Consider the following 23,130-nt stretch of genomic DNA (forward strand, 5'->3'; position numbering starts at 1 on the left):
TACCGACGAGCAGGACACCTATTCGCGCGGGGTCCGGCAGCTCGCCGACGGCTTCCACCACCGTCTACTTGCCGAACAGCTGACTCATCAACTGGGCAGTCCCTTCCACCGAGTCGCCCCTGACCTCCACCCTGGTGCCGTCGGCGGACCGCGACCGCCACAGTCGGCCTCGACAGTCGGCCGGAGGGTGGGCCCGGGCTGTCACCATGGACGGACCGGGCAACCGAGTGGCGGTCGGGGCGGGAACCGGCGATATCGCGGTACGGCTTCAGCGGACTGACCGGTTCACCTCCCACCTCAACCGAAGGGCTTGGACGCCATGAGAGAGAAGACCTCCCGCGCCTCGGGCGAAGATGGCACTCACACATCCCCGCCGGCCGTCGCGTCGAATGCTCCGGTCATCCTGAGCAACGAGCCCGGTTCGTTCGCCTGGAGTGTGCTGGCCAAGCGCCACCCCGCTCTCATCCAGCAGGTGCGAGACGCCTTCCCGTACGGCCCGCGCCAGCACGAGGCACTCGACGTCTTGCTGGACGAGATCACCAACGGTGTTGTCGAACCACTTCCCCCCGCGGAACACGACCACGAGCGCTGGGCGGTCTCGGGGGAGGAGCACGTCGGCTGTTCCTGGTACGACGCTCCGTTCCTGTGGGCAGAGAGCTACTTCTACCGCAGACTCCTCGGTGCGGTCGGCTACTTCGGCACTGGCCCATGGCAGGGGGTCGACCCGTTCGCGCCGTTCAAGAAGGCCGAACTGCGAGGCGAAACGGTGGAAGAGGAACTGAGCGCCCTGGACGCGCTCGCGAACGTGCCGGCCCAGGAGCGGGCCACGGCCCTGCTCCACGCCTCGCTCTGGGGCAACCGCGCGGACCTCGGCTTCCGCGTCACGGCGGCGGAGCCGGAGGCCGGGGACGCCACTGCCCCCGCGCTGGTCGCCGACGACAGCGACCTGCTGTGGCGGCTTCTTCCCGTCGGAGCGGGTTCCACGGTCGCCGTGGTGGCGGACAACGCGGGTCGAGAGCTGCTCCCCGACCTGATCCTCATCGACCACCTCCTCGAAGAACGGCATGCCGAACAGGTCGTGCTTCACGTCAAGCCCTACCCGTACTACGTCTCCGACGCGATGACGTCGGACGTCGTCGACTGCCTCCGCCGCCTCACCCACGCCCCCGGTGAAGCCGGCAGGGTCGGCGGCCGCCTGTGGCAGGCCATGGCGACAGGCCGCCTGGATGTCCGTACCCACTCGTTCTACTGCGCTCCGCAGCCGTACGAGGAGATGCCCGAGGACCTACGGAAGGAGTTCGAGGCCGTCACGCTCACGATCCTGAAGGGCGACCTCAACTACCGCCGCCTCGTGGGCGACCGGATGTGGGACGCCACGACACCGTTCGCGGACCGCACGGCGTATTTCCCAGGGTCTGTCGCGACGCTCCGAACCCTGAAGTCCGACGTCGTCGTGGGCCTGGAACAGAAAACGCTGGAGTCCCTCGAACAATCCGGCACGCCCTGGCGCACGAGCGGCACCCACGCACTGATCCTGGTCCGACGGTAGACCCCAACCCCAACCCCAACCCCAAGACAAGCTGAGCCAGGAACAGCATGCGCCGCACCACATGCCGTGAGTCGCGCGTCGGCGGCCGGGCCGATGCGGGGGACGGCGGGCAGAGCCTCGGCGGGCGGCCGGGCCCATCGGGGCGAATGCCTCGGCCGCGAACGGCCACAGGCGGGGGTCTTCGAGCCGGGGCAGCAGTTCCGGGAGCGCGGGGAGCGCGTCCTGCTCCCACGCTCGCAGGATCTGCGTGGAGGCGCGGCCGGCTTCCCAGCCACCGTTTGCTGGATGAGCGCGTATCCGCGTCGCCCGTCCTTGCTGCCCTGTTCAGAGAACGCTGCCAGTGCCCGGCATGCCTCGATCGCCTGGGAGGACAGGCGTTTTGCCGAGCGGGCGAGCGCGCGAGCCAGTTTTTCCGGACTCTCGGAGAAGGCGGGGCTGGAGAGAAACGAGCCGATGAGGTCGTCTGCGACACCCGGTGGGAGCGAGGCCACGTCGCGTATGGAATGTGCCGCCGACTTACTTACTGCGGCGGCGTCGTCGTGGAACATCTCCCGTAGCAGGGATGCGCCAGAGATGGGATCGCTGGCGGCCGACTCGGAGGCACCTTGGCGTGCCGCTGGAGTGAGGCCGCCCAGGTTCGTGGGCAGGCAGGGGAGTAGCCTCCCTCGCATCGCGAGGACGGCCCAAGCCATTCCGGCATGGCGGGCGGCCGGCGCGGGGGCGGCGAAAACCCTGGTGAGCTCCGGCGCGAAGCGCTCGGTGTCGTGGAGCAGAGCACATGTGAGCAGCTTGTGGATGGTACGGGCCTCGTGAATCTCGACAGGGGCGTCCGTGAACAGGACTTCCGCGAGGTCGCGAGCGGCATCCGGAGCAGGGTGCACGAGCACGGTCACCGCGTCCGCGGCGCAGGCCCGAACAGCCATGATTGGGTCGTGGGCGAGTCGGCTGAGTATCGGGGGCAGATCCCGAACGGCGGCGTGCTTTTGCCCCAGCAAGGAGCCGATCGCGAGCGCGGCCTCCCCTCGCGTGGAGTTCATACCCGCGGTCAGGAGATCGCCGCCGTAGTAGCACTGGCCGGAACCTGCATCGGTTCGCGCCGATTCGAAGGCCGGGTGCGGATCGTGGACATAAATTTCCAGCAGCCGGATGGTGGCAGGATGTCCTGCCGCCTCCGAAGCAGCCGTCTGGATCGCTGAACAGACGTCCCGCCCCACACTCGGCCCGACGAGACGGTGGGCGTGCGTACAGAGATCGAGCAGGCTGCTGACGTTCACCCTGCCGGCGATCCCGTTGATCACGGCGCTGAAGGCGGGCGGTGGGATGCTGGCGTCGAAAGAGCATGCGAGCCGGGCGAAGCGCTCGGGCTGCTGCCGGGACAGAACACCCAGCAGAGAGGCCAACTCGGTGGCTACCCCCTGTCGGCGGCTCCTCGCTCCAATTGATTCGTTCTTCGTCGTACTTGCTCAGTGCTCGCAACCACTGCGCATCCTGGCAGGGGAAGTCACCGTTCCTGACCTGCCGATACGCGGTGGTCGGGCTCAGGTTCAATGCCTCCGCAGCCATGCGCAGCCCGACCTCTGCGGGCAGTCCGAACACCGCCGAGAAGGCCACGGACTCGTCACGATGGCGATTCGTCGTCAGACCCCCACGTCTCGAACAGGCAAGGCTGTCCGCTCGACTCACCTCGCGTGTGATGGGCACCGGGACTCGATTGACGTTGTCGGGATCGGCTTTCCCTGCGAAGTGAGCTGTTCTGAGCCCGCAAAATTGATACTCACGCCCGTTCCCGGCCTTGCCGGCGAAGGACGGAATGAGCGTCCTCCTACCGCGCGCGGCACCGGTGGAGAGCGTAACGCCCTTCGACTTATTGCCCGGTGAGGGCCATGGCGGAGGATGCGAGATTCGAACTCGTGAGGGGTTGGATTGCCCCAACAGGCTTTCACGGGGTTGCCCGCAGCGCCTCGACCGTGTCCCGGAGGCCGCGGCTGGGTGCCGGCGGGCTCGGTGGCCGCCCGGAAAGCCCGACGCGCAAGCGCCCTCAGCCGGGCCGCAGCCCATCCGCCCTCAGACGCGAGATACGCCCCCAACCACCCCCCCCGGCAACGGCCGGTACCGGCCGCACGCTGCTCGGGCCCGCACCCCCGACCTCATGGGCCGCGGCGGAAGCGACGATCTCATCAATCGAATTCGAGGACGCCCATGTGTTGTTACGGTTACTGGTTCGGGCATCGATCGGGCGTACGGGGGCACGATGGAGCTGGGCAGCGCCGCGCCAAGTGACGCTTCGGTAGTCAGAGTTCTTAACGACGAGGGCCGGCCGGAGGGAGCCGGGTTCCTCATCGGGCATCGTGAAGTGATCACGTGTGCGCATGTGGTGGCCAAGGCACTTGGCGCTCCGCCCGCGGCGACGGAACCGCCTGCCGGGAGATTTTGGGTCGACTTTCCCCTGGCGGAGCACGGCCTGCGCGTTGAGGCGCGGATCGGGTCGTGGACGCCGATCCGGGCCGACGGCTCCGGTGATGTCGCCGTCCTCCGACTGCTCACCGACGTGCCCGAAAAGGCGACGGCGGCGCGGTTGGTGGAGGACGCTGCCGTACCCGACCGCCGTGTGCGCACTTTCGGATTCCCGCCCCGATACGACGAAGGCGTGTGGAGCGTCGGCTGGCTGCGCGGAACGACGGGCGCGGGCTGGTTGCAGTACGACACGGACCCGGCGAGCGAGCACAGGGTGGAGCTCGGTTTCTCCGGTGCGCCGGTCTGGGACGTCGCCGAGGGCGGTGTGGTCGGCATGGTCGTTGCCGCCGACGATAGAAAAGATGTACGGACGGCGTATCTGATCCCGACGAGGACGCTGCGCGAGAGTTGGTCGGGACTGGCGGACGCGGCGTTACCGACCTGCCCCTTCCGCTCTCTGGAGCCCTTCGCAGAGCACCACGCCCGGCTGTTCCACGGCCGTGAGGAGTCGGCACGCCGGATGGTCGACCTGCTGGCCTGGGCGCCGTCGACCGCCCTGGTTGGTCCGTCCGGCTGCGGCAAGTCCTCCTTGCTGCAAGCCGGGGTACTGCCCCGGCTGCGTGAACGCCAGGATCTGGAGATCGTGGTGTTCCGCCCCGGACAGCTCGGGCGGACTCCGCTCGCGGCGCTGGCTCTGGCACTGCTTCCGCGCCTTGAGCCGGATCTGACCGACACCGCGCGGCTGGCCAATCTTCCCGGGTTGACGAACCTGATCCGCGAAGGGCAGATGCCCGCGATCGTCAACCGAATCCTCGACCAGCAGGGCAAGGACCGGTTGCTGTTGATCGCCGACCAGTTCGAGGAAGCTCTCATCGGAACGGAGCCGGAGGAACTGGACGCGCTGGCGGCGGCGCTGGGGTACTGCCTGCACCCCAGATCCCCGCTCCAGGTCGTGATGACCCTGCGTACGGACTTCCTCACCCCCGCCCTCAACCACCCGGGGCTGGCTTCGCTGCTCGGCGGCGACCGCCTCTTCACCTTGGGGGCGATGTCCGCCGAAGAGTTGCGCGCGGCCGTCCTACGCCCGCTGGACGGCACCGGCGTGGCCTACGAAGCGGGACTGGTGGACCGCATCCTGAGCGACCTGGGGAGCGATCCGGGCCGACTGCCTCTGCTGGAGTTCACCCTCACCAAGCTCTGGGAACGCCAGCAGCGGAGGGTCATCGGCCACGCCTCGTACGAGTCCCTGGGCCGCGTCAACGACGCGCTGGTCACCCACGCGGAGCAGGTCTGGACCGGCAGCCTGACGGAGGAGGAACATCGGGATGCCCGCGCGCTCCTCGTCCAACTCGTCCACCCGGGCGGCGACGGGACTGCGCCCACCCGCCGTACTCTCGCCCGCTCCGAGCTGCATCCCCGGCAGTGGCGGATCGCTCAGCGGCTGATGACCACCCGCCTGGTGGTGCCCGGCGAGGAGTACCGCCCCGGCAAGGGGCCTCCCGAGGAAACCGTGGAGCTGGCCCACGAGACGCTGCTGACACAGTGGGGCCGACTTGGCGAATTCTTCGAGGCTGACCGCGACTTCCGCGCCTGGCAGGAGGATCTGCGGCGACGGATAGCCCAGTGGGCCGGCGACGGGCAGTCCGGGCGTCGCCTGCTGCGGGGTGCGGACCTGAGCGACGCACAGAACTGGCGTTCACGGAAAAAGGACGAGCTACGCCCGGTGGAAGAGGCGTTCATCGAGTCGAGCGTCCGGGGATCGCGCCGCCGCCGGATCAAGCTGACCGCGCTCGCCGTCGCCCTCGGCCTTGTGGTCGGGCTGGGCACCTGGGCGTGGCGGCAGGGCATCAGCGAGGGCTTGGCCGCAAGAGCCTCACGGGTCCTGCTCCAGCAGTCGCGCGACGCCGAAGAGCAGGCCAACCCCCGTGATCTCGGGTTCTCGTACACGTCGCTGCTGCTGGCTCTGCGCGCCTATCGCACCCACGACTCCGAGCAGACCCGCGCGCGGCTCGGCGAGATGTACGCGCGATACGGCTTCGCCGACCTGATCGCACCACGGTACGCATCCCAGAACACGCTCCTGACCGATCCGACGAGCAAACCGCCCACGTCGTCCCTCGCCAATGCCAAGGCCCAAGTCATTGCCTCACGGACCGCCGACGACGAGGTCGTGGTCCTGCGTACCGACGGATCCGGGGTACACAGGCTGCCCACGGGCCGCGACGCGGACGTCACGGCAGTCAGCCCGGACGGCTCCCTGGTGGCCATGGCCAAGTCGTCGTTCCTGTTGTCCGCTTCCGCGCAGTCGGCCCCGCCGGACCCGCGAGGGCTACCGGTGGAGCTGTACGACGTACGCACCGGGAAGATCCGGGAGCTGGAGCGCCCCGAGGAGGGGGACTCGCTTTCAGAGCCGCCGGATAGCGTGGCGGGATTCCCCGACCTGAAGCTGCCCGACCTGAAGCTGCCGGACATACCCGGCCTCACGACGCCGACGCAGTACGCGCGGCTCGCCTTCGCGCCTGAGTCCAAGGTCCTGATGGGACAGACAGGGCTCTTCGGCGAGGGCGGCCGACTGGTTTTCTGGGACGCCGCGAGTGGGCGGATCAAGAAGGTGATGCCCGGCCTCCCGGAGTCCGTCACCGAACTGTGGCCGAGGGCCGGTGGCGAAAGCGCGATCACGCTGACCGAGATCTTCGCGTCCGGCTTCGCGGGGGCGACGACTGTGCTGAAGCTGTGGGACCTGAGCGGAAAGTCTCCGGCCGGGCGGGAGCTGCTTCGCTGGCAGAGCACGGCCGATCGCTCCGTCGTGATGGATGTGAGCCCGGACCTGACCCGGGTGGCGGTTGCCGAGACACAGATCACGGACTCGAAGGTGAGCACCAGACTGGCTGTGCACGAGCTGCCGAGCGGAAGGCTCCTACGGCAGGAGCGGACCGCGCAGCAGGAAGCGGTGTCCGGGATCTCGGTGGCCGCCGAGGGCTCGAAGGTTCTGGCCTATGGCGGGGCCAACCCCGCATTTGGCGTGCCGCCCTCGGGCGGCGGCCCGATCGCCCGGGTCGACAGTCGATGGGGGCTGGATCTGCTCGGCTCGGCCGACGATCTGTCCGTGATCCTTTTCGACTTCGGTGTGCTCGCTGTTGTCGGGCCGGAGAACGGTGACCCGGTGCGCGTGATTCCGGCGCCCGCCACCTCGGCCGAGACCGCCAAGTCGCCGTCGGCCACTGACGCCGAGCGGTGGATGTCCCACCTCTGCCGGATTCTCAGTGATGAGACGCTACCGCCCGCCGTCGCGGAGAAAGTGCCACCCGGTGCGTACTGGGGACTGTTGTGTCCATGAGGAAAGGAAACACGTGGCTGACGAGACGCAGCTCATCTGGGTGCCGTTGGGCGGATCGGACGGTACCGGAGCCGAGCGGATGGCGATGGAGGTCGAGCCGGTCGGCTCCGGCGTCGTGCGTGCCGCACGGCCGGGAGAGATCGTGGGGACCGCCACGCGGACGCTGGCCGAGAGCTTCGACCAAGTGCGCGCCGCGGCCGCGTTGCTGATGGACCGGCTGACCACTCTCCCCAGCCCGCCGAGCACCGTCGAAGTCGAACTCGGAGTGAAGATCAACGCCGAAGCGGGAGCAGTCGTCGCCAAGACGGCCGCCGAGGGAAACTTCACGATCAGGCTCACTTGGCAGCGAGCTGAGGTCTCCCCGCCGGGTGGTTAGCGTTTTCGCAGGTCATGCACGGGATTCGTCATCTGTGTGATTGCCGGGTAGCGGCCTGCGAGAACTCCCTTGATCATTCCTGCCCGGGTCCGGCGAGCGAGTTGTCGACAGGTGCGGTCGGAGGACGATGGTGAAGCCGTAGCGGTCGGCACCGGTGCCCGGAGGATGCGGCGGACTTGGGCGGCGCGGGTGCCGTGCTGAATCTGGTCGGCGGTGGGGGTGGCGGTGCGCGGTCGTGGATCAGGACCTCGGCCGGGTCGGCCAGGACCCGCTGGACGTGCTCGTGCACGGCGACCCGGACCGCGGCGGCGAGGCGGCGGGCCTACCTGGGTGGCGACCGCACGGGGATCGAGTGGGCGAAGAGCCCGGACCAGGGGCGAGCAGTAACGGAGACCAGCAACGTCGAAGGGCCCCACCGCGACCGGTGGGGCCCTTCGACGTATTGCCCGGTGAGAGCAATGGCGGAGGATACGAGATTCGAACTCGTGAGGGGTTGCCCCCAACACGCTTTCCAACTGTTCGTCCGGCGGTTCCGGCGGGTTCGGATACGTCCTGAGCTGCGTCTGTGTGCCGTCCTGGCAGTGACCGGACGCTGCTGAACGGGGCTGAACGCAACCCGAAATGCAACCCTTCCGCGCAGGGCCGGCGCCCTTGCGGAGACTGCGGGGGTCCCGTGCGACTGACTCGGTACTGCCACGCGGAGGGAGCACGTGCCGCCTTCGGCGGGAACGGATGTCTACCTACTCCCACTGCCCGTAACGGGTCGGGTCAGGCGGCATGTGCGGTGAACACGACGGAGGATGTGTCGCCGTCGAGCGCGATGTTGAGCGACGCGTCGAGGGCCTTGGCCAGGCGGGCAAGCAGCGGCAGCGTCGGGACCGTGCCGCCCAGTTCGAGCTTCGAGATCTGCGGCTGTGTCATGTTCGCGCGCCGGGCGAGCTCGGCCTGGGAGAAGCCCATTTCGGTCCTACGGTCGTGGACGGCCTGCCCGAGGTCGAAGGCCATACGGATCTCGGTGCGCATCGCTTCGACGTCAGGTGCTTCCTGGCTGCCCTCCGCAGCCGCCCGTTCGCGGGCGAGCTTCCATCGAGAGTGGTTCATCAACCCTCTCCCTTCGTGACTTTTCGACTGAACTCTTCATGGGCCGTGTGCCGCTCGGTCTCGCAGACCTTCATCGCTTGCTTCGCACGCGCCACCTCAGCATCCTCACGCATCCGCGTCTTGCGAAACACGGTCAGAAGAACGATCCGGCGGTTCTGCGTGAGCCGGTACGTCAGCCGGATGGCGTTGCCGTCGTGTCCCACCGCGAAACGCAGCTCACGTAATCCGTCACCCAGGTGGCGGGAGTAGGGCTCACCGAGCGTCGTCGGTGCATCGAGCAAGCGTTCCGCGGCGTGCTCCGCCTGCAAATAGTCGCGATCGGACAGGTTGTCCAGCCAGTGACGGACCTCCGGTTCGATCTCGATTTCCCACGCGTCGTCCATATAGCTGAGTGTATAGATAGTCGAATGTATGGCAAGGCGGCCGACGGCGAGACGCCGCCAGGGAGGATGCGCGGCGGGTGGCGCTGCTGTCAGAGGATTTTGTTCCCTGGTGGCCAGTCGGACGTTCCGGCGGCAGGTTCCGTGGACGTGGGTGACGAAGTCCGAGCAGCCCAGCACGAAAGCCATGTGGTGGTGCGGCGGGTGATTCCGTATGGGCTGGGAGGTCCAGCGGGTGCAGCGTTCGCCGGCACCGTCAGCTCACGAACCCTGTACGCCGTGATCGAGGGGCGCTCCCGGACAGCGGCCGCGCCCGTGCTCCAGCAGCGCTTCCCGAGAGCCCCGCCGGATCCCGAGCAGCCGCCGCTGCGGGATGTGCCGGGTGCCGAACCGGAGTTCCGCGAGCTGTGGCAGCAGCCGAAAAAGGGGTCTCCGTCTTTGCTGACCCGTGAAGGAACTCTCTGTCCTTTGGTCCAACCCGTGACCACGTCTGGTGTGATGGCGAGGCCGGCCGCCGGGTGATCAGGGTTCCTGACGAACTTGTGCCGCACCGGACAGAACGGAAGAGGGAACGCCGACTTGCCGCGCAGTAGTGGCGCGAGAGCCGATTCGTCTTCACGCCGCCTATGGTGCCCAGCACCGACCACGACGCCCGGAAGTAGCTTCTCGCTTACGCGAAGGGCCGGGACAGGCGCCTTGCGCACGTCACACAGTCGCGACCGTGCTCCTCATCTCGGTGTCCCTGCGCGGGTTGTCATGCAGACCGTGGGCTGGTCCTCCCCGGCGATGGCGGCGCGGTACCAGCACGTGATCGGCGGCATCCTCGTGGACATCGCGCCGCGCGCCGACAGGCTCATCCGGCAGGCCGAGGAAACCGATGGGAGCCGTTGAGACCGCCGATGAGACTGTGAGGCCGTACGAACGTCGAAGGGCCCCACCGCGACCGGTGGGGCCCTTCGACGTATTGCCCGGTGAGAGCAATGGCGGAGGATACGAGATTCGAACTCGTGAGGGGTTGCCCCCAACACGCTTTCCAACTGTTCGTGTGGCTGTCCAGCGGGGTCCGTCGGCGTCCTGACCTGCGGCCGCATGCTTCGATTGCCGGGGAGCGGACGGTGCTGAACGGGGGTGAATGCAACCCGAACTGCAACCCCCGGTGATCCCCTGACCGCGAAATTCGGTGGGGCAGCAGGGCGCGAAGGTCGCTGGCCGCGTGCAGGCGCTTGCCGCCCGTAAGGCGTAGGCCCTGGCATCGGTGCGCGATGGGTCACACATCATGTACATCTGCTACATTTATGACATGAGCGATCCAGTGGTGGAGTCCATGGCTGAGGTCCGCAGTCACCTTGCCGATGTCATCGATCGCGCTCGGCGTGACGGAACACCGACGATCATCACGCGCCGCGGCAAGCGGGAAGCCGTCGTGATCGACATCGATGAGTACCAGCGGCTGCGCCGGATCGCCGAGGATGCCGAGGATGCGTGGCTCAACAAGTTGGCCGACGAAGCCGAGTCCGAAGGCACTGAGGGGTCGGTCTCCCTCGAAGAGATGGCTGCCGCGCTCCGTGCCGACCAGGGCTGATCGGGCATGGGCTACGTCACTCGCTTCACGCCGCATGCCCAGCGGGACATGCTCAAGATCTCGCGCCCGGACGCCCTGCGGATTCTGTACCGCCTCGCGGAACTCCAGAAGGCGGTGGACGCCGGGGATGTCGCGGGGTTCGACATCAAGGCTCTCCAAGGGCACAGCGCCCGTTGGCGGTTGAGGATCGGCGACTACCGGGTCGTCTGCACCATCGAGGACGGACAGCTGGTCGTGTGGGTCCTGGCCGGTGGCAATCGTCGCAACGTCTACCGCAACGTTCAGTAGGTCGGGTGCCAGAGTCTGTGGACATCCGCCTCGGCATGGGGTCGTTGTAGCGCAGTTGGACAGTCGGCCTGTGCCTCTACAGGCCGCGGAGTGCCTCGTATAGGTCGCCGTAGGCTGTCCAACAGTCGATGCTGCCGTCTTCGTACAGGCTGCCCATGTACCAGTCGTCGTCGTGGGCTGGCTTCACGAGGCACAAACTATGGAAGCCGAGCACGATTTCTGGTTGCAGTGCCTCGTCGGCTCCGTCGAAGGCGACCCACTTCACCGGCCTGTTTGGGTCCAGGACAACAGCCCCTTGGTCCCCGGATACGTCGGCGATCTGCTGAAGGGTCCACCCCGGTGGTAGCTGCGCGTCTGGCACCCACGGATGATCTCACCCACCGGGTGTGGACCACCGCATTAGGAGTTCGATCACCGCGTTAGCAGGGTGCTGAAACGGCGGAGAACGGTTTGTCGCTCGTCCCGCCATGGCCGCTTCGGTGTGGAGGGCGTTCGCAGACGTTGATGTCAGGTATGGATGTCAGACGGGCCTGGGGGTGATGCTCACCGCGCGGTAGTCGTACCCGTCTTGCTTGAAGCCGGGTGCTTCCCAGATGAGATCGACCTGTTGCCCTGGTGACAGGGTGCGAAAGCCGGGCGCCTGAATGTCGGCGTAGTGGCCGAAGCACCCTCCAGGAGTCTCGGGCGAGTCGAGGACACCCCAACCCTCCTCGTCCCTCCACTCACGCACCGTCGCTGTCACGACCGCGGCGACCTTACGGGTCCCCCTGCGGCGACTCATCTGCCTCTCCCCTCATCTATTTCACCCAGATGACCGTAGCTCTGGCGGGATCGGTCAGCGGGGGTCATGCCGACCGCTGGAAGGTCGCGCAGCAAGTCGGAGACGCGCTCTGGGAGTCGCCCGCAGCCGACGGAAAGTCCAACTGAGACGGAAACTGAGACGGACAACGTCGAAGGGCCCCACCGCGACCGGTGGGGCCCTTCGACGTATTGCCCGGTGAGAGCAATGGCGGAGGATACGAGATTCGAACTCGTGAGGGGTTGCCCCCAACACGCTTTCCAAGCGTGCGCCCTAGGCCACTAGGCGAATCCTCCGCGACGAACCATACAAGATCCTGAGGGGTGCTCGCGAACTCGTATCGGGGGGTGGGGATCGGGTACTGTGAGCGGAGCCCCTCACGTGGCGCTATCTGACTGAACTCCCCCAGGGCCGGAAGGCAGCAAGGGTAGGTTGGCTCTGGCGGGTGCGTGGGGGGCGCTTGCGTGTGTGGGGGAGAGGCGCGGGGGGCGAGGGGGCGGTGGGGACCGCTCGGCGGGGTCGTTGTCCTAGGGGGCCGATATCGTCGTAGGTGTGTCGTCCCTTGCGTTGTATCGCCGCTATCGCCCCGAGTCGTTCGCCGAGGTCATCGGGCAGGAGCATGTCACTGACCCGTTGCAGCAGGCGCTGCGGAACAACCGGGTCAATCACGCGTACCTGTTCAGCGGCCCGCGCGGCTGTGGGAAGACGACCAGCGCGCGGATCCTCGCCCGCTGTCTGAACTGTGAGCAGGGGCCGACGCCGACGCCGTGCGGTACGTGCCAGTCGTGCCAGGACCTGGCCAGGAACGGGCCCGGGTCGATCGACGTCATCGAGATCGACGCCGCGTCGCACGGTGGCGTGGACGACGCCCGTGACCTGCGCGAAAAGGCGTTCTTCGGGCCGGCGAGCAGTCGATACAAGATCTACATCATCGACGAGGCGCACATGGTCAGCCCGGCGGGCTTCAACGCCCTGCTGAAGGTCGTCGAGGAGCCTCCGGAGCATCTCAAGTTCATCTTCGCGACGACCGAGCCCGAGAAGGTCATCGGGACGATCCGTTCGCGTACGCACCACTACCCGTTCCGGCTGGTGCCGCCCGGGACGCTGCGTAACTACCTGGGCGAGGTCTGTGCCAAGGAGCAGATCCCGGTCGCCGAAGGCGTACTGCCGCTGGTCGTGCGGGCCGGCGGCGGTTCCGTGCGTGACTCGATGTCCGTCATGGACCAGCTGCTCGCGGGCGCGGCCGAGGACGGTGTGACGTACGCCATGGCCACCGGCCTGCTCGGTTATACGGACGGGTCGCTGCTCGACGCGGTCGTGGACGCGTTCGCCTCCGGGGACGGGGCCGCCGCGTTCGAGGTGGTGGAGCAGGTCATCGAGGGCGGCAACGATCCGCGGCGCTTCGTCGCCGACCTGCTGGAGCGGCTGCGGGACCTGGTGATCCTCGCCGCGGTGCCGGACGCCGCCGAGAAGGGGCTCATCGAGGCGCCCGCCGATGTGGTCGAGCGGATGCAGGCCCAGGCGTCGGTGCTCGGCGCGTCCGAGCTGAGCCGGGCGGCCGATCTCGTCAACACCGGGTTGACGGAGATGCGTGGCGCGACCTCGCCACGGTTGCAGTTGGAGCTGATCTGCGCGCGCGTGCTGCTGCCCGCCGCCTTCGACGACGAGCGGTCCGTGCAGGCACGCCTCGACCGGTTGGAGCGGGGGGCCGCGAACGCGGTCTTCTCGGGTGGGCCGGGGGCCGGGGGCGGGGGTTCCGGCGCGGGAGGCGCGGGGGGCGCGGGGGGGCCCGGTGGTGGTCTTTCCGTGGGGTACGTGCCCGGGCCCGAGGGCCATGCGCCTCCCGCGCCTCCGGTGCCGGCCGCGAATCCCGTACCGCCGCCCCATTCCGTACCACCCGTCCCTCCGGCTGCCGCCGAGCCTCAGCGGCCCGGGGCGTGGCCCGGTGCCGCCGCGCCGAGCCCTGCCGCGCCCGCCGCGTCCGAGGCCGCGCGCCGGCCCGGCGGCTGGCCCACGGCCTCCACACCCGGGCAGGGGCCCGGGCCGGGGGCGCCGGCGGCGGGTCCGGGGCCGGCCGCCGCCTCCGGGGCCGGCGGGCAGCAGCCGTCGGGGTCCGCCGCGCCCGCGCTCTCTCCCGCCCTGGGGCAGGGCGCCCAGCAGGTACGGAACATGTGGCCGGACATCCTGGAGGCCGTGAAGAACCGCCGCCGCTTCACCTGGATCCTGCTCAGCCAGAACGCGCAGGTGGCGGGCTTCGACGGTACGACGCTCCAGATCGGCTTCATCAACGCCGGCGCCCGGGACAACTTCACCAGCAGCGGCAGCGAGGACGTCCTCAAGCAGGCGCTTTCCGAGCAGTTCAACGTCCAGTGGAAGATCGAGGCCATCGTCGACCCGTCGGGTGGTACGGCCGGGCCGCCCCTCTCGGGCGGTGGCGGCGGTAGCAGCGGTGGGTACGGCTCCGGCGGAGGCGGCGGCAGCAACGGCGGTACGAGCGCCGGCGGCGCCGGAGGGTACGGCGGGAACGGCGGGAACGGCGGGAACGGCGGCGGGTACGGCGCCGGCGCGGCCACGGGCGCCGGGCCCGGCGCGGGATCCGGCTCAAGCGCCGGTGCCGGTGCGGGTGTTGGCGGGGGCTTCGGAGGCGGTACGGGGGGTACGGGGGGCGGCGGGTACGGTTCCCGGCCCACCGGCTCCACCCAGGCCACCGCACCCGGCTCCGCCGCCCCCGGTCCGTCGGGGGCGTCCGCGTCCTCGGGCGGGTACGGATCCCAGGCGTCCGCCCAGGGACAGGGGCAGGGGCAGAGACAGGGGCAGGGCTACGGCCAGGGGCAGGGCTACGGCCAAGGACAAGGCCAGGGCCAAGGTCATGGCCCGGCGTCCTCCTCGCCCGGCGGTCCAGGCGGCCCCGGAGGCCCCGGCCGTCCAGCCGCCGGCCAGGGCTTTTCCGCACCCAACCCCGTTGCCCCCGAGGACGACACCCCCGAGGAGGACGACCCCGACCTGGTCGACTCCGCGCTCTCCGGCCATGACCTGATCGTGCGTGAGCTGGGCGCGACCATCGTGGAGGAATACACGAACGAGTAGAACGCCGCCCACGCCGCCCACGCCGCCAAGGCCGCCCACGCCGCGCACGCCGCTAAGGTCGCCAATGCCGCCGCGCACGCTGCCAAGGTCGCCATGCCGCCGCGCACGCCGCTAAGGCCGCCCTCGCCGCGCACGCCGCTAAGGCCGCCGCCCCCGCCCGCAACCCACCCCCCCCACCCCCACCCGGCTAGGCTGCCCCCGTGAAGGTCCTTGTCATCGGCGGCGGTGCCCGCGAACACGCCCTGTGCCGCTCTCTCTCCCTCGACCCCCAGGTCACCTCGCTCCACTGCGCGCCCGGCAACGCCGGTATCGCCGACGTGGCCGAGCTGCACCCGGTCGATGCCATGGACGGCGCGGCCGTCGCCCGCCTCGCCACCGAACTGGAAGCCGGGCTCGTGGTCGTCGGACCCGAGGCGCCCCTGGTCGCCGGGGTGGCCGACGCCGTACGGGACGCGGGCATCCCCTGCTTCGGCCCGTCCAAGGAAGCGGCCGAGCTGGAGGGCTCCAAGGCCTTCGCCAAGGAGGTGATGGCCGCGGCGAACGTCCCGACCTCCCGTAGCTACGTCTGCACCACCCCCGAGCAGATCGACGACGCGCTCGACGCGTTCGGAGCCCCGTACGTCGTCAAGGACGACGGTCTCGCGGCCGGCAAGGGTGTGGTCGTCACCGACGACCTCGCCGTGGCCCGCGCGCACGCGCTCGCCTGCGACCGGGTGGTCATCGAGGAGTTCCTCGACGGCCCCGAGGTCTCCCTCTTCGCCGTCACCGACGGCGTCACCGTCCTCCCGCTCCAGCCCGCGCAGGACTTCAAGCGCGCCCTGGACGGCGACGAGGGCCCCAACACCGGTGGCATGGGCGCCTATTCACCGCTTCCGTGGGCGGACCCCAAGCTGGTCGGCGAAGTCCTCCAGACGGTCCTCCAGCCGACCGTGGACGAACTGCGCCGACGCGGAACCCCGTTCTCCGGACTGCTGTACGCGGGCCTCGCGATCACCAGCCGTGGGGTACGGGTGATCGAGTTCAACGCGCGCTTCGGCGACCCCGAGACACAGGTGGTCCTGGCCAGGCTCAAGACCCCGCTGGCGGCGGTCCTGCTCGGGGCGGCGGAGGGCACGCTCGCCGACCTGCCGTCGCTGACCTGGCGCGACGACGCGGCCGTGACCGTCGTGGTCGCCTCGCACAACTACCCGGACACCCCGCGCACCGGCGACCCCATCGGGGGCCTGGACGAGATCGCGGCGCAGGACGCGCCCGAGGCGTACGTACTGCACGCCGGGACCCGCCTGGACGACAGCGGCACGGTGGTGACCGCGGGTGGCCGGGTGCTGTCCGTGACGGCGACGGGCAAGGACCTGACGCAGGCGCGGGAGCGCGCGTACGAGGCACTGGGCCGCATCCGCCTGGACGGCGCGCAGCACCGTACGGACATCGCGCGGGCGGCGGCGGAGGCGTAGGCGTGGGCGGCCGGAGGTAGTCGGCAAGCAGCAGAGGTACGGGCGGCTCGGTCACCGGGCCGCCCGTTGCCGTACCCCGTGGTTTCCGCTCCGCCGCTCCGCCGCTCCGCCGCTCCGCCGCTCCGCCACCCTCCCGCGGAAACGCGGCTGTCCGGCCGTGTCAGCGGCTCTGACCAAAGCCATTCCATCGAGTGACGAGTAGGCCATCCGGATGACGGTCGGCGAGGCGCCAACTAGGGTGCGGCGCAAGCATTCCGGCACTTGGCCCACCGGCATTGCGATGTCAGTGGCGGGTGCCACAGTGGGGGAGTGAGCAATACCACCGCGGGGCAGAGGGGGTGAGGTCCGGCCATGTCAGGTCCGGTTGTCGGTGAGGAGATCGGCGTGCGGGGCGCCCGTTCCCGGGCCCTCGCCGTGCTGCGCGTCCGCGGCAGAGCGCTGGGGGTCGCGGTGCTGCCCGCGGCCGTCGCCGTCGTGCTGCTCGCCGCCGGTGGGTCGGGTCATCTGGTCGGCGGGGGATGGGACACGGCCCGCTGGGCCGTGACGGCGTTCGCGGTGGTCGTGCTGGTGCTCGCGGTCGCCGTGGGGGTGGTGGTCGCTCACGCCAGGCCGGCCCTCAGCCCCACCGTCCCGGTCACGGAGCGTGCCGCGCCCGACCTCTACCGGCTGGTCCGGGACCTCGCCGACCGGCTCGACGTCCCCATGCCCTCCGCCATAGCGCTCACCCCGGACTGCGACAGCTGGCTGGAGGACCGTACGCATCCGGCGCACGCCCGTCTCCTCTCCGGCGGCAGCCGTCGGCGTCGCGTCCCCGCCGCGCCCGTCCTGGTCATCGGATCGCCCTTCCTGTGGTGGATGCGCGTCGCGGAGCTGCGGGCGGTGCTGGCTCCCGTGGTCGCGGGTACGGGGCCGTCGGCGCATCCGGACATAGCCGCGGCCCGCCGGTTCGTACGGGGGCTGGACGCGGCGGTGGCCGTGGCGACCCGCCCTGGTCGTAGTGCGGTACGGCGCGTGCCGCTCGTGCTGGTCGGTTTGGTGGCCCAGCTGCTGCTGCGCGCCTGCGGCGAGCATGCCGCGCTGATGGAGCGCGGGGTCGCGGCGGCGGCGTCCGAGCGGGCGCAGGGGGTCGACTACGGGCTGCGGATCCAGGCGCAGGAACAGGTCGGCCTCGCCTACGCCGGCTGGGACCGGCTGCTGACCCGGGTCGCGCTGCCCGCGTGGCGCATGGGCCGGTGGCCGTCGCGGCTGGACGCGGGCGTGGTCTCCGCCCTGACGGAGCTCTCCCGCCGCGACCGTCTCGCCGAGGGCTTCACGTCGCGGCTCGGCGAGCGTCCCGCCTGCGACCTGCTCGAAGAGCCCGGTCTGGTGGACGAGGCGACGTCGCTGCTGGCCGCCCGACTCTTCCACGGCGGGCCGGCCGAGGCGGGTCCCGACTGGTCGCCGGTGGACTGGCAGCAATATCCGGAGGAGGTCGTGGACCGCAAGTGGCGGGCGGAGGCGGCGCGGCTGCACCGGGTGCTGGACGGGATGGGGGTACGGCGGTCGCTGGGTCAGCCGGGGCCGACGCTGGACCGGGTGATGGATCACCTGTCGGAGGCGGAGGCGGGGGCGGGGGCGGCGGGGGGTGAGGGCTCGGATTCGCGCGCGGGTGTAGGTACGGATCGTGCGGATCACGCGGCCGGGGACGGGGACGGGCTCCCGCACCCGGGCGCGGACGCCTTCTCCGGCGACGCCCGCATGTCCTCCGACCGGGACGAACACGACGCCGGTGACTCTGTCGGTGATGGTGATGGTGACGGTGAGCCTCGTCGTTCCCCCCGGGGTGACGCCCTCGCCGCCGGGATCAGCGCGGAGGTGGCCCGGGAGGAGGCGGCGACACCGCCGGTGCCCGCGGAGGCGGTGGGTGAGGTGCTGGTGCCGTGGGGGACGGACCCGTTGCCGCTTTTCCCGCTCCAGCCGCCCCGTACGGGCCGAGAACTGCTCGCCGACCACGTCACCGCGATGGTCTGCTGCTCCGCCGTCGACACGGCGGGCGCCGCGCCCGGTCTGGACTGGCTCGACGGCCCGACCCTCCTGATCGACGGCGAACGCCGGGTGGATCTGGCGGGCCCCGTGCTCAGCCTGGTCGAGGACGGCGACGCGGAGCCGCTCCGCGCCTGGCTGACGACGGTGGGCGTACGAGCGGAGAAGCCGGTCCGCCTCGTCTAGGGCGTGTCCGCGAAGTGGCGTCGTTCGCCCGGAGGGCGTGGCTCGCGGCGTCCGGTGCGTGCGATCGCGAGGCGGAGGACCGCCGGACGGGCTCCTGGCCCGCGCCCAGCAGCACCTCGCGCGGGCCCGTGCGCCACTGTGCGAAAACGCCCCGCCCTACGCCCGCACGCGGCTCATCGCGCTTGAGGCAGAGCCGCGCGGAGTGCGGGCCGTGCGCCGTCGCCCAGGATCTGGCGCTCCGAGGTGCCGGGGAGGACCGGCAGTTCGGCCCAGTGAGTGACCTGCTCGGGCGTCGAGCCACCGTACGGCAGGCGCACCACCCGGTCCGAGTCCACGAAGCAGTCGTGGAACAGCGTTCCTGTCCGCTCGTCGACGTGACGGGAGTGGAAGTAGGTGGGCAGGACCAGCCAGTACTCCTCGCCCACCCGCGCCTCGGCGTCCCCTTCGGGATCGCCGGGATAGCGCCCGGTGATCGCCCCCATCACACAGTCGCTGTCCTTGGGCAGCCGGTCGAGGGCGCTGACCCATTCCACTTCTACGGTGTGCACCGCGCCGCCCTTCTCCCGTACCGCCGTATCGCCATACCGCCCGACGAGTTGACCATCGCCGCACCGCCCGGCCCGTGCCCAGGATGCCACCGCTCCCCAGCCCTGTCCGACGAATATCGCCCGGCGTGCGACGCCTGGCAGAACGGCTTCCGGAGCCGGTACGGGAGCGGCTGCTCGACGGTCCCTCGCCGTGGGGTCGGCGCGCCCTGTCGATGCGGGCCGCACGAACTGCTGGCACAGGGCCGGGACTGGTCGGTCCTGCCGCACCGCCCCAACTTTGCCCGGCCCGGCCTCGCGTGGTTCGCGGACGACCCCGATCCCCGGCTCCGGAACGCCGTGTTGGACGGCCCGGAAGCCGCCTGGGAGCCGCCGTCGCGGCCGGCGGACGATCCGGATGCCGGGGACGGGGCGGTACGGGACCCCCGGCTCCCCGCCGGTGAACTGCCGCGGCGGCTCACCGTACCGATCGGCGCGTTCGTCGCCACGGCGGATCCGGCGTTGCCGCCGGAGGTGATGAACCGGCTCACCGAGTTGGCAGGCGGCCGATCGAAGCCCGCCCAGCGGAGCCGGGCCCGGGGCGGGGCCGGGGCGAACCAACTAGTTCCGATGTGCGATCGATTCGATTCCGTGAGCGTGAGGGCCGCAAAAAGGGGGCCGTTGACGGGATCGAATCCAACCGACCGCAGCAAGCCGGGATCGAATATCCACCTGATCACCGACCGGAACGGACCGCCCCTGTCCTTGGGTACATCCGACGCCGGCAAGCATGACCGTCTCGGTCCGGAGCCGCTCGTGCGGGGAATCCCGCCGATCAGGTCACGCCGCAGCCCCCGGGGCCAACGACCGCCGAAACTCCCTGCCGACGCGGCCCTGATCAGGGCCTGAGCCTGTCCTGTTGTACATCGAAGCAGACTAGCCCCATCGAGTCCGCCAGGGCTGCCGCGTAGGCCGACGCTTCCGCGGCCATGCTCCAGCGCTACAACAGCACCCGCTACAGCCAGCCCAAAGAACGCCGCCTCAGCCCCCCTTGCCGATGCCCAGGGCCCCCGCTCGGCAGCGCCCCCGGTGGCGCGGGGCCGCGACCCGTCCGGCTCCGGCCAGGGTGTTCCGGCCGATCCGGTACCCGAACGCGGGTGCTGGACCCAGTACGAACGCACAGGTCTCCATCCCGGCGAACGCGGTTCGCTCACGGTCGAGTTGAAGCCGCACGAGGGGCGTCCTCCTGTTGTCGAGGTGGATCCAGGCGTGGCCGGTACAGGCTTCGGGGGCGGTTCGAAGATACGTGCGGGTCTGCGGGCGCCAGCACCGGCGATGGAACCGCTACCGCCCGACAGCCCGTGCCAACTCGGACTCGCCCTCGGCTACCAGGGCCGTACCCAGGAACGCGGCCAGCGTGGGACAGACGCTCGCCGACGGCGGCAGCGGGGCTCAAGCCCGCTCACCCGAGGAGGCCACCGACGCGCTCGGTACGGCTCGATCTTCGGCCAAGACCGCATGGGCCGGAGGGGAGGGGGACGGGGTGGCTCGCCCGGTCTGAGCGGGTCCGGGTCTGCCCTGGGCCGGGGCCGCCGCGGCCGGCCGGTGTCCAGCTCGTCCGGGGGACGGCGGTCCGTCGCGTCGGTCACCAGCTGCTCCCACCGGACGGCGCCGCCCGCGCCGTCCGGTGCGCGGAGGCCGTGCCCTCACGCGTGCGCGGTGCAGTTCGTACTTCAGCGGGGTGACTGCCCGCGCGTCTCGCCCGCAGGTACCCGTAGCGGGCCCCCACCCCCGCCTCCCCGTCCTCCCACGCGCTGGCATCCCCGCGTACCCGTCCGTGGCCCCGACGCGCCTCCGTACCCCCTGGCCCCCCCCGCGCCCCCGTCCCCAACGCCCACCCCCGCGCGCCCCCAGCGCCCCCTACCCAACCCCCCGCCCCCTCCCGCTCCAACGCGCCCCCCACCGCCCCCGCCACCTCCGACCACGCCTCCGACCACACCCCCGCCCCAGCCCCCAGCCCCCCCGGCACCCTCCGCCGAGCCGCCCCGACACGCCCCCGCCCCCCACCGGACCCCGCCTCCCGGCCTCTCCCTCCCCCGCAGCCAGGGCGTGGTCATGTGCGGGCAGTCCAGCGAAGAGGTGCGGTGACGGGAGGACGGTTGGGTGCCGGAAGGGGCCGAGGGGTCGGCGCGGCCCGCAGGCGGGTGTGCGGGCCCGACTCCCAACCTCCTCCGCAACCCCTCGCCCCCCACCACCCCCACCGCCAACTCCCCCCGCCCCCGCCCACATCCGGACCCGAGGCTTCCACTCTCGGCAATTCGCGACGAACGGTGACGGAGTGAGTGCGTTATGTGATGTGCTGGGGACCGGCGCTGACAGTCGACCGCAGAACCGGCCGGGCACCGGCCGCCTTCACCTGAGCCCCGGCGGTCGAAACAGCGGTCCCATCACCAGTTATCGCCAGTTATAACCAGTTGTCTCGGGGGCTCGGGGGCTCGACAGAGGGGCGCACCATGGTGGCGGAGCAGATCCGGCGATGGGAATCGGGCGCTCTCGCCCATGCGGTCAGCGACCCCTTCGGGCAGGGCCCGTTACCGTGGCTGCGCGGCAGTGAGAACTACTTCGACGACACCGGCCAGGTCGTCCCCTGGTACGCCGCCCCCACGCTCGGCCGCGAGCGCAGCCCGGGCCCCCGTACCGCCGACGACGTACGCCGGCAGATCAAGGGCTTCGCGTCCACCGGCGCCGCCGCCCCCGGCGAGTCCATCGACTTCCACATCACGGTCGACCCGCCCCAGCAGTTCTCCGTCGACATCTACCGGATCGGGCACTACAGCGGCGACGGCGCCTCCAAGATAACCACCAGCCCCCGGCTCTCCGGGATCGTCCAGCCCCCGCCCCTGGCCGCGGACCGTACGGTCTCCTGCCATCACTGGTGGCTCTCCTGGCGGCTCCAGATCCCCTCGTACTGGGCGCTCGGCGCCTACGTCGCCGTCCTCACCACCATCGACGGCTACCGCTCCCACATCCCCTTCACCATCCGCGACAACCGCCCCGCCGACCTCCTCCTGCTCCTCCCCGACATCACCTGGCAGGCGTACAACCTCTACCCCGAGGACGGCCACACCGGCGCCAGCCTCTACCACGCCTGGGACGACCAGGGCACCCTCCTCGGCGAGGAGGACGCCGCCACGACCGTCTCCTTCGACCGCCCGTACGCGGGCGCGGGCCTGCCCCTGCACGTCGGGCACGCGTACGACTTCATCCGCTGGGCCGAGCGGTACGGATACGACCTCGCGTACGCCGACGCCCGCGACCTGCACGCGGGCCGCGTCGACCCCACCCGCTACCGGGGCCTGGTCTTCCCCGGCCACGACGAGTACTGGTCCGTCCCCATGCGCCGTACGGTCGAGCAGGCGCGCGATCACGGCACCTCCCTCGTCTTCCTCTCCGCCAACACCATGTACTGGCAGGTCGAGCTGAGCCCCTCCGCCTCCGGCGTCCCCGACCGCCTCCTCACCTGCCTCAAACGACGCGGCCCCGGCCGCTCCGCCCTCTGGCGGGACGTGGACCGGCCGGAGCAGAAACTGCTCGGCATCCAGTACGCGGGCCGCGTCCCGGAACCCCACCCCCTGGTCGTACGGAACGCCGGGCACTGGCTCTGGGAAGCCACCGGCGCCGCCGAGGGCGACGAGATCGAGGGACTCGTGGCGGGAGAGGCCGACCGGTACTACCCCCGGATCTCCCTCCCCGAGCACGAGGACCGCATCCTGCTCGCGCACTCCCCGTACCGCGACAGCGAGAACGCCCGCCGCCACCAGGAGACTTCGCTCTACCGCGCCCCCTCCGGCGCCCTCGTCTTCGCCTCGGGCACCTTCGCCTGGTCGCCGAAACTGGACCGGCCGGGCCACGTCGACCCCCGCGTGCAGCGCGCCACCGCCAACCTCCTGGACCGCATCTGCAAACGGGACTGAGGGGCGAGAGGATGGGA

Annotated in this window: 16 protein-coding genes, 1 tRNA gene, 1 other RNA gene and 1 pseudogene; 13 read left to right on the plus strand and 6 right to left on the minus strand. The window is 70.5% G+C overall.

Annotation, left to right across the window (positions count from 1 at the left end):
* The first annotated feature begins 319 nt into the window (after positions 1-319).
* From OG349_RS19200 to OG349_RS19215, 4 genes are all read left to right on the plus strand, one after another.
* Complete coding sequence (locus OG349_RS19200) at positions 320-1,549, plus strand: damage-control phosphatase ARMT1 family protein (RefSeq protein ID WP_327235786.1); 1,230 nt, start codon at positions 320-322, stop codon at positions 1,547-1,549.
* An 809-nt stretch (positions 1,550-2,358) separates the two neighbouring features.
* Positions 2,359-2,745, plus strand: a complete 387-nt coding sequence (locus OG349_RS19205; protein WP_327235787.1) for a hypothetical protein — start codon at positions 2,359-2,361, stop codon at positions 2,743-2,745.
* A 1,055-nt stretch (positions 2,746-3,800) separates the two neighbouring features.
* Positions 3,801-7,340, plus strand: a complete 3,540-nt coding sequence (locus OG349_RS19210) for an nSTAND1 domain-containing NTPase (protein ID WP_327235788.1) — start codon at positions 3,801-3,803, stop codon at positions 7,338-7,340.
* Positions 7,341-7,353: 13 nt separating this feature from the next.
* Positions 7,354-7,716 (plus strand): CU044_2847 family protein, encoded by a 363-nt coding sequence (locus OG349_RS19215; RefSeq protein ID WP_327235789.1) that lies wholly within the window; start codon positions 7,354-7,356, stop codon positions 7,714-7,716.
* A gap of 768 nt (positions 7,717-8,484) precedes the next feature.
* Here OG349_RS19215 and OG349_RS19220 read toward each other — a convergent pair.
* Positions 8,485-8,817, minus strand: coding sequence for a helix-turn-helix transcriptional regulator (locus OG349_RS19220; RefSeq protein WP_327235790.1), 333 nt, complete (start codon positions 8,815-8,817; stop codon positions 8,485-8,487).
* On the minus strand, positions 8,817-9,200 hold the full coding sequence (locus OG349_RS19225) for a type II toxin-antitoxin system RelE/ParE family toxin (protein ID WP_327235791.1): 384 nt from the start codon (positions 9,198-9,200) through the stop codon (positions 8,817-8,819). The genes OG349_RS19220 and OG349_RS19225 overlap by 1 nt, the downstream gene beginning before the upstream one ends.
* Before the next feature lie 753 nt (positions 9,201-9,953).
* On the opposite strand from OG349_RS19225, the gene OG349_RS19230 reads away from it, so the two are divergent.
* From OG349_RS19230 to OG349_RS19240, 3 genes are all read left to right on the plus strand, one after another.
* On the plus strand, positions 9,954-10,088 hold the full coding sequence (locus OG349_RS19230; RefSeq protein ID WP_327235792.1) for a hypothetical protein: 135 nt from the start codon (positions 9,954-9,956) through the stop codon (positions 10,086-10,088).
* Positions 10,089-10,497: 409 nt separating this feature from the next.
* Positions 10,498-10,779, plus strand: coding sequence for a type II toxin-antitoxin system Phd/YefM family antitoxin (locus tag OG349_RS19235; RefSeq protein ID WP_327235793.1), 282 nt, complete (start codon positions 10,498-10,500; stop codon positions 10,777-10,779).
* Positions 10,780-10,785: 6 nt separating this feature from the next.
* The gene (locus OG349_RS19240) at positions 10,786-11,067 is read left to right on the plus strand and encodes a type II toxin-antitoxin system RelE family toxin (protein ID WP_327235794.1); all 282 of its coding nucleotides are present in this window, start codon (positions 10,786-10,788) and stop codon (positions 11,065-11,067) included.
* A 76-nt stretch (positions 11,068-11,143) separates the two neighbouring features.
* Here OG349_RS19240 and OG349_RS19245 read toward each other — a convergent pair whose 3' ends face one another.
* From OG349_RS19245 to OG349_RS19255, 3 genes are all read right to left on the minus strand, one after another.
* Entirely contained in the window at positions 11,144-11,428 is a 285-nt protein-coding gene (locus OG349_RS19245; RefSeq protein WP_327235795.1) for a hypothetical protein, read from the minus strand.
* A gap of 159 nt (positions 11,429-11,587) precedes the next feature.
* Positions 11,588-11,848, minus strand: coding sequence for a cold-shock protein (locus OG349_RS19250; RefSeq protein ID WP_327235796.1), 261 nt, complete (start codon positions 11,846-11,848; stop codon positions 11,588-11,590).
* 226 nt (positions 11,849-12,074) lie between these two features.
* A tRNA-Ser gene (locus tag OG349_RS19255) sits at positions 12,075-12,162 on the minus strand.
* A gap of 73 nt (positions 12,163-12,235) precedes the next feature.
* Here OG349_RS19255 and ffs point away from each other — a divergent pair.
* The 4 genes from ffs (at position 12,236) to OG349_RS19275 (ending at position 18,615) form a co-directional block, all read left to right on the plus strand.
* Positions 12,236-12,330: signal recognition particle sRNA small type (gene ffs / locus OG349_RS19260), an RNA gene on the plus strand.
* Positions 12,331-12,418: 88 nt separating this feature from the next.
* Entirely contained in the window at positions 12,419-14,953 is a 2,535-nt protein-coding gene (locus tag OG349_RS19265) for a DNA polymerase III subunit gamma and tau (RefSeq protein ID WP_327235797.1), read from the plus strand.
* 200 nt (positions 14,954-15,153) lie between these two features.
* Complete coding sequence (purD, locus tag OG349_RS19270; protein ID WP_327235798.1) at positions 15,154-16,407, plus strand: phosphoribosylamine--glycine ligase; 1,254 nt, start codon at positions 15,154-15,156, stop codon at positions 16,405-16,407.
* Positions 16,408-16,758: 351 nt separating this feature from the next.
* Positions 16,759-18,615 (plus strand): hypothetical protein, encoded by a 1,857-nt coding sequence (locus OG349_RS19275; protein ID WP_327235799.1) that lies wholly within the window; start codon positions 16,759-16,761, stop codon positions 18,613-18,615.
* Positions 18,616-18,788: 173 nt separating this feature from the next.
* Here OG349_RS19275 and OG349_RS19280 read toward each other — a convergent pair whose 3' ends face one another.
* Positions 18,789-19,163 (minus strand): AQJ64_40280 family protein, encoded by a 375-nt coding sequence (locus OG349_RS19280; RefSeq protein ID WP_327235800.1) that lies wholly within the window; start codon positions 19,161-19,163, stop codon positions 18,789-18,791.
* A gap of 621 nt (positions 19,164-19,784) precedes the next feature.
* Here OG349_RS19280 and OG349_RS19285 point away from each other — a divergent pair.
* Positions 19,785-20,027, plus strand: a pseudogene (locus OG349_RS19285) (IS5/IS1182 family transposase); the annotation flags it as partial.
* Between the two features lie 1,625 nt (positions 20,028-21,652).
* Positions 21,653-23,113, plus strand: coding sequence for a N,N-dimethylformamidase beta subunit family domain-containing protein (locus OG349_RS19290; protein WP_327235801.1), 1,461 nt, complete (start codon positions 21,653-21,655; stop codon positions 23,111-23,113).
* Positions 23,114-23,130: the final 17 nt, after the last annotated feature.

The organism is Streptomyces sp. NBC_01317, assembly GCF_035961655.1.
Classification (GTDB): domain Bacteria; phylum Actinomycetota; class Actinomycetes; order Streptomycetales; family Streptomycetaceae; genus Streptomyces.

What these genes read in the sequence shown, in the direction of transcription:
- OG349_RS19200 (WP_327235786.1), top strand. Translation starts at nt 320, where the DNA reads ATGAGAGAGAAGACCTCCCGCGCCTCGGGCGAAGATGGCACTCACACA.
- OG349_RS19210 (WP_327235788.1), top strand. Translation starts at nt 3,801, where the DNA reads ATGGAGCTGGGCAGCGCCGCGCCAAGTGACGCTTCGGTAGTCAGAGTT.
- OG349_RS19220 (WP_327235790.1), bottom strand. Translation starts at nt 8,817, where the DNA reads ATGAACCACTCTCGATGGAAGCTCGCCCGCGAACGGGCGGCTGCGGAG.
- OG349_RS19225 (WP_327235791.1), bottom strand. Translation starts at nt 9,200, where the DNA reads ATGGACGACGCGTGGGAAATCGAGATCGAACCGGAGGTCCGTCACTGG.
- OG349_RS19230 (WP_327235792.1), top strand. Translation starts at nt 9,954, where the DNA reads ATGCAGACCGTGGGCTGGTCCTCCCCGGCGATGGCGGCGCGGTACCAG.
- OG349_RS19235 (WP_327235793.1), top strand. Translation starts at nt 10,498, where the DNA reads ATGAGCGATCCAGTGGTGGAGTCCATGGCTGAGGTCCGCAGTCACCTT.
- OG349_RS19240 (WP_327235794.1), top strand. Translation starts at nt 10,786, where the DNA reads ATGGGCTACGTCACTCGCTTCACGCCGCATGCCCAGCGGGACATGCTC.
- OG349_RS19250 (WP_327235796.1), bottom strand. Translation starts at nt 11,848, where the DNA reads ATGAGTCGCCGCAGGGGGACCCGTAAGGTCGCCGCGGTCGTGACAGCG.
- OG349_RS19275 (WP_327235799.1), top strand. Translation starts at nt 16,759, where the DNA reads ATGTCAGGTCCGGTTGTCGGTGAGGAGATCGGCGTGCGGGGCGCCCGT.
- OG349_RS19290 (WP_327235801.1), top strand. Translation starts at nt 21,653, where the DNA reads ATGGTGGCGGAGCAGATCCGGCGATGGGAATCGGGCGCTCTCGCCCAT.